At 35.9% G+C, this 11,258-nt stretch carries 7 protein-coding genes and 1 tRNA gene; 5 read left to right on the top strand and 3 right to left on the bottom strand.

The annotated features are described in order from the left end of the window. Positions 1-115: 115 nt before the first annotated feature. Positions 116-1,603 (top strand): mandelate racemase/muconate lactonizing enzyme family protein, encoded by a 1,488-nt coding sequence (locus tag ACYVHJ_RS08585; protein WP_460514101.1) that lies wholly within the window; start codon positions 116-118, stop codon positions 1,601-1,603. 104 nt (positions 1,604-1,707) lie between these two features. Beyond that, positions 1,708-2,643 (top strand): RraA family protein, encoded by a 936-nt coding sequence (locus ACYVHJ_RS08580; RefSeq protein ID WP_339901857.1) that lies wholly within the window; start codon positions 1,708-1,710, stop codon positions 2,641-2,643. A 147-nt stretch (positions 2,644-2,790) separates the two neighbouring features. Here the strand turns inward: ACYVHJ_RS08580 and ACYVHJ_RS08575 are convergent, their stop codons facing one another. Further along, positions 2,791-6,924, bottom strand: coding sequence for a PAS domain S-box protein (locus tag ACYVHJ_RS08575; RefSeq protein ID WP_460514097.1), 4,134 nt, complete (start codon positions 6,922-6,924; stop codon positions 2,791-2,793). 675 nt (positions 6,925-7,599) lie between these two features. After that, positions 7,600-7,995: a hypothetical protein gene (locus ACYVHJ_RS08570; RefSeq protein WP_339902479.1), complete on the bottom strand. Its 396-nt coding sequence runs from the start codon at positions 7,993-7,995 to the stop codon at positions 7,600-7,602. Positions 7,996-8,110: 115 nt separating this feature from the next. On the opposite strand from ACYVHJ_RS08570, the gene ACYVHJ_RS08565 reads away from it, so the two are divergent. Beyond that, a complete protein-coding gene (locus tag ACYVHJ_RS08565) occupies positions 8,111-9,016 on the top strand; it encodes a J domain-containing protein (RefSeq protein WP_460514095.1) in 906 nt (301 codons plus the stop codon). Beyond that, entirely contained in the window at positions 9,009-9,299 is a 291-nt protein-coding gene (locus tag ACYVHJ_RS08560) for a chaperone modulator CbpM (protein WP_339902477.1), read from the top strand. Before ACYVHJ_RS08565 ends, ACYVHJ_RS08560 begins: the two co-directional genes overlap by 8 nt. A 12-nt stretch (positions 9,300-9,311) precedes the next feature. On the opposite strand, the gene ACYVHJ_RS08555 is transcribed toward ACYVHJ_RS08560, so the two are convergent. Beyond that, positions 9,312-9,386, bottom strand: a tRNA-Val gene (locus ACYVHJ_RS08555). Between the two features lie 295 nt (positions 9,387-9,681). Here ACYVHJ_RS08555 and ACYVHJ_RS08550 point away from each other — a divergent pair. Further along, positions 9,682-11,220 (top strand): thiol-activated cytolysin family protein, encoded by a 1,539-nt coding sequence (locus ACYVHJ_RS08550; RefSeq protein ID WP_460514093.1) that lies wholly within the window; start codon positions 9,682-9,684, stop codon positions 11,218-11,220. The last annotated feature ends 38 nt before the right edge of the window (positions 11,221-11,258 follow it).

Genomic DNA, 11,258 nt, shown 5'->3' with positions numbered 1-11,258 from the left:
TCCTCCGAACCGAAATGAGCCGTAAAACTGAATATGTTCATAATCCCTGCTTTTTGAGCGCTAATATACTAAAAATATTAGGTGTGTTTGCGGAGAATCAGAAATAACAAAGACCATGACAATGAAACCTAAAAACAATCCAAAGTTTAAACATCTTTTTGACCTACCAAAAGATGCAGGTAAAATTGAGAAAAAACCTCAACCGAGCAGCTTTGTGGAGGAAAATATTCCCGACCGAAGATCCTTTCTTCAAAAGGCGGCACTTGGAGGGCTGGGCCTGGGTGCCTTTATGTCTATGCCCATTGAAGACACCCTGGCACATTCCATGCAACATGTCAATAGAAATTCAAACCCTTCAGATTTAAGGATTACAGATTTAAGAATTGCAGAAGTTGTAGGAGCTCCCATGCGGTGTCCAATTATTCGAATTGATACCAACCAAGGAATTTATGGTTTGGGGGAAGTCAGGGATGGAGCGAGTGCCAGGTATGCACTTGTTTTGAAAAGTAGGATTTTAGGGGAGAACCCTTGCCAAGTTGAGCGACTTTTTAAAAGAATCAAACTTTTTGGGAACCATGCCAGACAGGCCGGCGGGGTTTGCGGCATTGAAATGGCCTTATGGGATTTGGCAGGTAAAGCTTATAATGTTCCAATTTACCAAATGTTGGGCGGTAAATACCGAGATTCCATCCGGCTATATTCAGATACTACTAAATCCAATGATCCTGAAATCTTTGCAGACCGGTTAAAGGCCAGAAAAGACAAAGGCTATACCTTTCTAAAAATGGATTTTGGTGTGGAAATGGTCAAAGACAATGAGGGATCTGTTGTGAACACCAGGGCTTTTGAGAAAGGCAAGGCTTGGAATTCGGAATATGGGAGTTATGGTAGAACCGGCCACCCTTTCACTGGGGTACAAATTACTGATAAAGGTATTGCTGAAATGGTTGAATATGTTGCCGCTGTAAGAAATAAAGTAGGCTATGATATCCCTTTAGCTGCGGATCATTTTGGTCATTTTGATTATAAAGAATGTATCCGCTTAGGTGAAGCTCTGGAGCCTTATCGACTGGCATGGCTAGAAGACATGGTGCCTTGGTTTTATACAGAAAAGTGGAAACAGATAACAGATGCCATCAAAACGCCCACCTTGACAGGCGAAGATATTTTTCTTAAAGAAGAGTTTATAAAGTTGATTGATGCGCGAGCCATCGACATGATCCAACCTGATTTGGCTTCTTCCGGTGGAATTTTGGAAACCAAAAAAATTGGGGATTATGCAGAAGAAAAAGGAATCCCAATGGCCATGCATTTTGCTGGCACTCCTGTTTCCTTTATGGCCAATATTCATTGTGCGGCGGCCACAGAAAATTTTATATCCTTGGAGCATCACTCTGTTGATATTCCTTGGTGGGAGGACTTGGTAAAAGACGTACCCAAACCACTCGTCATAGATGGCTTTGCTAAAGTTCCGGAAGGTCCGGGGCTGGGAATTGACTTGAATGAAGAGGTGATTAAAGAACACTTACAAGATGGTACTGAGTACTTTGCACCTACTGAAGAATGGAATACTGATCGTTCGAATGACAGGTGGTGGAGTTGATGAAATCGTTTACTAAAATGATGGTTATCAATTTAGATGAAAGACTGGTTGTTTTATTACATTCTTTTGAGGAAATTCACGTTTAATTAGTTAAAATATAGAAAATGATGAAGAAGATTTTGCTTGTATGCTTGGTATGCTTGTCTGCATTTATTACGGAAAGTTTTTCCCAGCAGATTTCACCTAGTCCCGAACAGATAATTGCACTGACGTCCGAATGGAAAGGGGAAAGATTTCCTGACGGAAGACCTAAAGTTTCAGATGAACACTTAGAAAGGTTAAAAGCCATCTCTATGGAAGAAGCATGGGGTATATTAAGAAATAAAGGCTATAACAACCAGTTTGAAAATGACTGGGTGATTATGGATGAGAATGAAGTGATGACGGGTAGGGCAGTAACTGCTCAGTATATGCCATTCAGAGAAGATGTAAACAATCTGGTAAAGAAGATTGGGAAAGAAGAAGGACGTGCTCAATCCGGAGGAACCAACTCTTGGCCGATTGATGGTTTGGTAGAAGGCGATGTTTATATCGCTGATAGTTATGGTAAGATTGCCGATGGAACTTTGATTGGCGACAACTTAGGTACTGCCATTTATTCAAACTCTAAAAGAGGTGTAATTTTTAACGGATCTGTTAGAGACATGGCTGGCTTATCAAAAATTGAAGGATTTAATCTCTGGATTAAAGGTCATGATCCTTCTTATATTCAAGATATGATGCTTACTACGATAAACTATCCGGTAAGGATTGGAAGGGCTACAGTGTTGCCTGGCGATGCTGTTTTGGCTAACAAATGGGGAGTAATATTTATTCCTGCTCATTTGGTGGAAGACTTGGTAATCAATGCGGAGTTTACTGCCCTAAGAGATCAATTTGGCCACATGAGGTTGAAAGAAAAGAAATATACTGCAGGTGAAATAGACAGCAGGTGGAGTGAAGCAATTAAAGCTGATTTTATGGAGTGGTTAAATAAGAAAAATGACCTTCCCATGAGTAAAGAAGAGCTAGACGCTTACTTAGAAGATAGAAACTGGTAAAATAGAAACCCTCCTTTATTAACTTAAAGGAGGGTTTTTTATTCATGCACTATTAAATAGAAGTCAAATTAATTAAATCTTATTTAACTCTAGTTTTGACTGGCTTTTATTTTGGGTATAAAAGGTTAATTAACCGTACGTTATCAATTATTTGTCATTGATTTTTTTCGAAATATCCCTAATTATTTTATCCAATTCTAATGAAGAATCCATTAAATAGTTTAAAATTTCCTCTAAATCTTCTCCTTGGTAATTCATTTCTTTTTGAAGGTTCAAAAGCCCCAAAATCCTTGCAACGGGTGCTCGTACTTCATGGGATTGCTTCCATGCAATTACACCTAATTTTTTATTTTGTTCTTCAATGGCTTTTATTTGATTGATTTTATCAGTGATGTTTTTAGAAAAACAGGCAGCACCTATTATATTATTTTTACCTAACTTTTCGAATATAGGGTAAAAGCCAACTTGATAAATTTTTGATTCTTTATTAGGGATTTTAGATTCAAAAGTCAAGTTTTGTTGTAAGCCTGTCAATACATTTTTATACTTTTCGTTCCAAAAATTATTGGCATCCTCATAAAAAGGAGTATCGTCTCCAACAAAATTTGCAACTCTTTCACCCAATTTTAACCTGTAACCAGATACCCTTTCCATTTCATCAAAGAAAGCATTGTTGGCTAAAATCAATTTATACTGATCATCAACTGCCCAAATAAGGTCTTCTGTACTGTTGATTACATGTTCTTGAAGAAGTTTAACTTCTGCTAATTTTTGATGCTGTCTTATTCTTGCGGTTATATTTTTGAAATATACAACTATGCCATTTTCCTTTGGAAAGGATGATATTTCGAGCCAAATGTCTTTACCAGGATAATATTCAACAAACTGCCTTTGCTCCCCGGTTTCCATGGTTATGGCGTATTCTTTAAAAAATTTCAGGTCAATGGCATCACCATAAACCTCCCATACATTTCTTCCAACTATTTCTTCACGTGGTTTTTGCAATATTTTCTCAGCAGCTTTATTCCAGTAGGTCACAACCCAATCTTTATCGACAGAGAAAAATCCATCGGTGATACTACCCAAGATTTCTTCTCTTTCTCGGTTAACTCTTTCTAACTCCTTTTTATATACCTCTTCTTCAGTAACATCATAATTAATCCCAACCATTCTCACCGGCTTATCTGAATTATTTCGGACAATATAGGCCACCGCTTTAATGAATCTTATTTCCCCTGAATCCGGGAGAATAATTCTAAATTGAGTATTATAGTCTTTATTTCCCATTAAGGCTTCTTGAATCAGAGAATCTTGGGCTTCACGATCTTCAGGATGCAAACTTAATTTCCATTCGGCATATTGATCTACTGAATTGCTTATATTTCTTTGATATAATTTTTGCATGGTTTCATCCCACACTATGGTGTTTTTCTCCATATTCCAGTCCCAAACTCCAATCGTGGAAGCCTTTGATGCCAATTCATAGCGCATTTTGGCTTCCATGATTTCTTGTTCAGTTTTTTTCCTTTCATCAATGTCTTGAATACTACCATAAATACGGTGGAGCTTTCCATTAATCCACTCTGTTTCAGCCTGCACTCTAACCCATATTGTTCTGCCTTTTGCTGTATCCAATTGAGCATCCAATTCAAAATGACTAATGTTACCTTTCGTGGCTAAATCAACCTTTTTTTTAATTAAATCACGTGATTGACCTTCTGTATAAAAGTTAATAGCACTTCCCAAATTAGGGATATAATCTTCATCTAAATCATGGATGAATTTTGTCATTGGCGACCAATACAATTTGTTTTGAGAAAGATTAACTTCCCAAGTACCTATCTTAACTATTTCATTGGTCCTTTTTATTAAATCTTCTAGGTATTTTTGATGGGTTATGTCTTTTCCTACACAGTAAATAAATGATTCAGAAGGAAGGAAAGTGGCGGTTAGGTTGATCCATTTTATTTGGTCATTAATTAATATAGGTATGTCAATCTCATCGATCTTTCTAGATTGTTCAATTTTGGCTACAAAATCATCAAATTTTATTCGATCAGAAAAAGGTATCATGTTTCTGAAAGAAATGCCTTTTAATTCCGTTTCAGTGCATTCAAAGGTCTTTGAGGCTTCTTTATTTCCTTTGACCACTACTCCTTTGGCATCTGTTACAATTAGTAAATTAGGTATTAATTCAAATATAGTAAGCAGCTCGTTTTCACTTTTCAGTCGCATTATCTCCAGGCCCAACCGATTACTTAGGCTTTCAAAAAATGGGAAATGTTGTTCCAGTTGGATTTGTTTTTTACTTGTGAATATTGTTATAACCCCCACTAGGTCTTTGTTATTAAAAATTGGAATTCCAATAGCAGAGTTTAATCCGAAAATTTTCATTTCATCAATGCCTACGATATCAGCATTGTTTCTGCTGTCCTCCCAAAAAATAATTTGTCCTTTTTCCCAGGCAATACCAGGCAACCGAGCACCATATTTTGCTTCCTTAAAAGAAGAGCGGAGCTTAGGAAAATCCTCATACTTAGCTTTGGAGGTACTAGTGATGACTTTGTTGAGCTTGCTGTTGTCAATATTCATTATCCAGCCCTCAGCTACTTCTAAATCTGTATAGTTTAAAATAACTTTTAGTAATGCAGAAAACTTGTCCTCAATATTCTTGGGTTGGGCAACAGCCAAATTCATTTTTCGGAATAAATCTTCAAGTTCTCTTTTCTTTACAAAGTCTGTTACTTGACGTTGAATACTTATCCAGTTTGTTATTAAGCCATTTTCATCAGAAATAGGTACTACAGAAAATTCAACCCAAAATTCGGTCCCGTCTTTTTTATAATTGATGGTTTCAATGCGGCAAGGATACCCTTTTATCAAGGCCTTTTTTAACCTTTTCAATTCCTTTTTGTTACTTTTTTCACCCTGTAAGATTCGAGGTGATTTACCTACTATTTCCTCCTTTGAATAACCTGTTTGGGTTAAAAATGCATCATTTGCGAAAATTACTTTCGGTCCGGAAGGATTGATCTCATCCACTTCTGTGATTAAAATAGGATCATTGGCACTTTTCACCACTTTTTCCATCAAGCTTAATTGATGCTCACTTTCTTTTTTCAATGTAACATCCTGCATGGCCCCAAATGCCTGAATGGCCTTTCCTTCTGGGTTCCTAATAAACACGCATTGTTCGAACGCATAAGCATAGCTTCCATCTGATTTTTGAAATCGGTAGTTCCCATTCCACTTTTGGTCCATTCCAGATAAAGCCTTTTTAAAATCATCTAATGTAACTTCGCGGTCTTCCGGATGAATTTTCTCAGCCAGTTCAGTGATATTGCTAATCTGTTCTGACCTATAGCCAAATAAAGAAGTGAAATTTTCACTCCATTCAAGTTTATCCAATCCTATATCATATTCCCAAGTAACATTGTTTGTTGCTTGGAGAACCAATTGGTAGCTGTTTTTACTTTTGTTTAAGGATTCTTTGGTTTTCTCCAGTTCGGTAATATCAAGACAAGAAATTAAAACCAATGGATAATTCTTATTATCAATCCATTGTATTTTTATTTTTAGGGTTAATGGTTCGGAATTGTTTTCCTTTGGAGTTAAGACTGTTTGAATAGTTGCACTGGTTTTGTAGGTTGCTTTATTTATTATGTTTTGAATTAGCCAGTCCTTTGCTGCTGAAAACACCTCATAAATAAATTCAACCTTGTGTCCAGTTAAAACCGATAATTCAGTTGCCTTTTTGGATGATTGAATGATGGATAAATCGTCTGCCCTGCAAAGAAATTGAGCTACGCTACTTTCATCAAAAAGAACTTTGTAAAAATTTTTATCCAAATTGAGTGAAGGATAATTAGCAGATTTTTCATTATCGGTGGAGTTTCTATCAAATCTATTTTTCCGGTAGGAGGTGGTTAGAGATTTAAACAATTGAAATTTATCTAAACGCTCCAATACCAAAAAATCTTCTACTCCTTGATCCAATAATTTTATTGTGAATGTTAGGTTTTCCTGAGAGGTTAAAGCGATAAGTGGTACTTGGATAAGGCTATGATTTAATTGCCTAATGATATTACCAAAATTTTGATTTGTACTTTCTACCGTAAATAATACGCAATCAAAATTAATTTGTGGTATTTCTTTGACCGATTTGCACCATAAAAGTTGCTGATCGGCTTCTTTAAACTCCTCAAATGTTTTGTTTAACAGCAAATAATGTTTTGTGTTATTTGTTATTATTAAAATATTTTCAAAGTTAGGGTTTTTCATTTGGTCAAGTAATAAAGAATTGTAAAGCACTTGTGCTACTCAACAGTTGATACTTTTTTAATTCAGATCCAATTATTTTTCTTTTAAACCATATTCTTTAAAACAAATTATTAATTGTACAAAATGAATATTATATGGACTTTAGGCGTTTAATAAGGATAGTGCTTTATCAACTAAATTAATTTAAACTATTATAATTGAAATAAGCAATATTTCCCCATTAGCTTAACTCTATTGGTTGAATAATGTTTTAATTCTATTGCTTCATGAATTTATAGAATAGAGTACCTATTGGTTTTTTGAGTTATAATTGATCCGGGAGGGTATTTCCTGTAACATAAATTACATTAAAAAAATGAATAATTTATGTTAAAATGAAAATAAGCTGATCTTATATCAGCTTTAAACAAGCTTTACATTTTTTAAAATAGTTTAAATAGATATTAAGCTGGCTGTATAAATAATACGAATGGGTTTATCAGGGAAATTATAATGGGCAATAAAAAACTATTATAAGGTTAAATTAACCTTATAGAGAAGTTTCCAATAATTATTATTTTGGGTGGTAAAAAAAATTAATATGCTACTAGGATTCTTTATTAAATCAGGGTTTAAATGGTGGTTAAGGCCTGATTTTAATGAATTTGGCAGAAAAAACTCGCAATATTTTAGGGTTTATTTTATGGGGAAATTATCAGTCCTTGAATCACCCACTTGGATGATCTCTGTAACTACATATTCACTTGCTCCCCTCCAAGGGATTGGATTTAAATATTCTTTATAGCGAAGTTCTACAAATTTACCTCCGGAGCGTTCTAAAATTAAAGCCACGGAATCCCCTTCAGCACTAAATCTAAATTCATTGCTTTGAAGTGCACCGGGATTAGGGCTTTGGAAACCGTCCTGCACCAATCTTCCTTCCCATGTTTTAAAAATAAAGCCTTTCTTCTCAAAATAATTCAAATTCCCGGCTTTGACCCCTTCAGCAAATACAAAATAATACCTCCACCAAAAGACACCGGCAATTACAATAAGCAGCAGAATGATCGCAGGACCAATAAATTTTTTCATTATGATTTCAATTGAAGTTAAGGCTTGTCAAATATACTAATAAATCACAATTTTTGTATATTCATGAATTATTGTATCCCGTTCCTTTTAACAAAATTAACGCTATTTATATACCATGAAATTTATTGATTATTATAAACTTTTGGGAATAAATAAAACGGCTACTTCTGATGAAATTAAAAAAGCGTACAGGAAGATGGCCAGAAAATACCATCCGGATCTCAATCCTAACGACAAAGAAGCAGAGAAGAAGTTTCAAGCCATTAATGAAGCCAATGAGGTGTTGAGTGATCCTGGAAAACGCAAAAAGTATGATCGGTATGGGGAGAATTGGAAACACCAAGAAACTGATCAAAATGCCGAGAATGGTAGGAGAGGGGGAAGTCAAAATCAATACAGTAATGCTGATTTTGAACAGGCTTTTAGGGATGGAGGATTTTCTGATTTTTTTGATTCGATGTTTGGAGGAGGGGGAAGAAGTTCCTCCGGCTCAAGCATTAAATTTAAGGGGCAAGACCTGCATGCTGCTTTAGAACTCCAATTAAGAGATGTGCTTGAATCCCACAAGCGTACTTTGGAAATCAATGGTAAAAAAATAAGGTTGACCATAAAAGCAGGAGTTGAAGATGGGCAAACCATTAAAATTAAAAATCATGGAGGTGAAGGAATCAATGGTGGGCCGAATGGAGATTTATACATTACTTTTAAAATCCAATCGGATCCCGAATATAAAAGGGAGGGAAGCGATTTGCATAAAGAGGTTAAAATAGATTTGTACACTGCCATTTTAGGTGGTGAAATAATTGTTTCCACACTTAGCGGTAAGGTTAAATTAAAAGTGCCTGAGGGTACAGAAAGTGGAACCAAAGTAAAACTTAAAGGGAAAGGTTTCCCTGTTTATAATAAGGAAGGTGTTTTTGGAGATTTGTATTTACAATATACAGTCGATATCCCCAAAAACTTAACAGCAGAAGAGAAAAAACTATTTGAACAATTGGCTAAGCTTAGAAATCATGGATAATTTAAAGGAAGACCTAGTTTCATTGGATAAGTTTTGCAAATCCTGTAATATTGACCTGACTTTTGTCTATTCTCTTGCAGAGCAAGACCTTTGTGAAATTATTGTAGTGGAAGAAAAACAGTATGTCTTACAGGATGATTTGTCACTTCTAGAGCGACTATCGCGTTTGCATTATGAGTTGGAAATCAATATGGAAGGATTATATGCCATCGCTCATCTACAAGGGAAAATTGAAAGCCTAAAAGAAGAAGTTAATTATTTAACAAGAAAACTCAATAGCTAATAATAAAAATTGTAGGTCGTACCAGGCTCGAACTGGTGACCTCTGCCCTGTCAAGGCAGCGCTCTGAACCAACTGAGCTAACGACCTATTTCTAATTACAATGATAATTCAAATTTGATAATTTGGCAATTAATATTATTTTATCTGTTGCACTTTTTTGAAGTTTTTTCTAATTCCTACTTGGAAAAAGAACCTCATCGATAGGCTTTGTTTTATCTCATGATATAAAGAAACATCCTGCAGTGTTAGATTGAAAAGGTTAGTTTGTCTAGTTCATAAAATTCGAATTTAAACTTAGAGAAATATTTTTTTCAATCCTGATTAACCTTTTCATTATTTTTTATCGCTTTTAGAAATATAACTCAACTAATTTCTAGAAACTATGAAAAATGCGATATCAATCAGAACAACTTCGTCTATTTGTATTTGCTTTTGGTTTGTACTTACTTCTTGTGAGTTAATTGTCAAAGATGTACCCATAAAGATTTCGCCGGATGCGGCGACCATAAGTGAATTTGTTAAGGACCTTGAATTTGATAAAAAGGAACTTTTCAATGAACAAAGTATTGCCGGCAACCAAAGTAGAGAGGAAGTAGGAGCACCTGTCAGGCGTGTGACATCAGGGAAAGGTTTTGTAACCACCTGTTTGACTCAGAAAATAAGTTTGAAAAATAATTTTGAGGAAATAGCCATTCTCCGTCCTACGGATGGGATAATATATCCGGGAGCACTTGTTATTGCTGATAAAGCCACCTTAGGAGGTTTGCCAACTCCGGTGACCATTGATCGCTCACCCATTGATCTCAGACTTGATTTACCAGGAATTGGGGAGAAAGGCAATATAGAAATAGAAAATGCAAGCAATACCAGCGTTCAGGCCAAAATTGATGAGGCCCTTGAGTGGTGGAATGCAAATGCCAAACCAGATGGCTATACCATAGCGTCTAATTCATCTTATACGGCAGCTACTTCCTATTCATCCAAACAGTTAAGCTTGGATGTCAGTTTGAATGTAGAGTGGGCCAGGGGAGATGCACAGGCGCAATTTAACTATACTTCAAGCAAAACCGAAAGAGTGGCCATGATGGTATTCAAACAGCGGTTCTATACCATAGCCATGAATGCGCCTGAAAATCCGGGGGATTTTTTTGGAAGGAATGCTACCATTGCTGATGTTAAAGCTAAATTTAGTCAAGATGGACCACCGGCCTACGTGCATTCGGTATCCTATGGTCGAATAATTATGTTTAGGATGGTAACGAGCGAGGAGGCCACAGATGGAGAATTGAAAGGAGCATTTAATTATGTGACAGGATTATCTTCTGCTTCGGGAGATATTGAAACAAAATACAAAACGATCCTGAATAAGGCTTCCATAACAGTTGTTACCATGGGAGGGGGAGCCCAAGCAACTTCATCGGCAATATCTGCCAAAAATTTCGGGGATTTAGAGGATGTACTGCAGGGAGAAAATGCCGTCTATAGCCGGGAAAATCCAGGTGTACCCATTGCATATAGCCTGAAATACCTTAAAGACAATACCAATGCAAAATTGGGGTATACCACTGAATATGAAATAGAAACCTGTACTGAAAGTGCATACCCTTCTCAAACTGTTTCACTAAATAATAGAAATGGATTTTTAGGGATGACCATGCGATTTACCATAACGTATAAAATTCTTGAGGATGGAAGTGTAAAGAGTAAAAGTATTCCAAGTGGGAATATTCCTACCAGTACAAAAAAAGTAAAAACGGTGCCAGCCGGAGCTTATAGTATTAGGATAGCAGTTGAATATAAAGACGGTTTAATATGGAAGTTTAGGGCGGATGAAAATTTTAGTAAGCCAACCAAAATCTGTTTGGAATCCACACAAAAAGGTTTTCCTACTAAAGTTGATGTTAATGTTGTTTCCTGTTAGGGAATATTCCATTAATATATTTAAGACCTGCTTGGGTA

The sequence above is a fragment of the Cyclobacterium sediminis genome (genome assembly GCF_054781075.1).
Note: the sequence above shows the minus strand (reverse complement) of the source record. Positions and strands in the feature narration are given on the sequence as shown.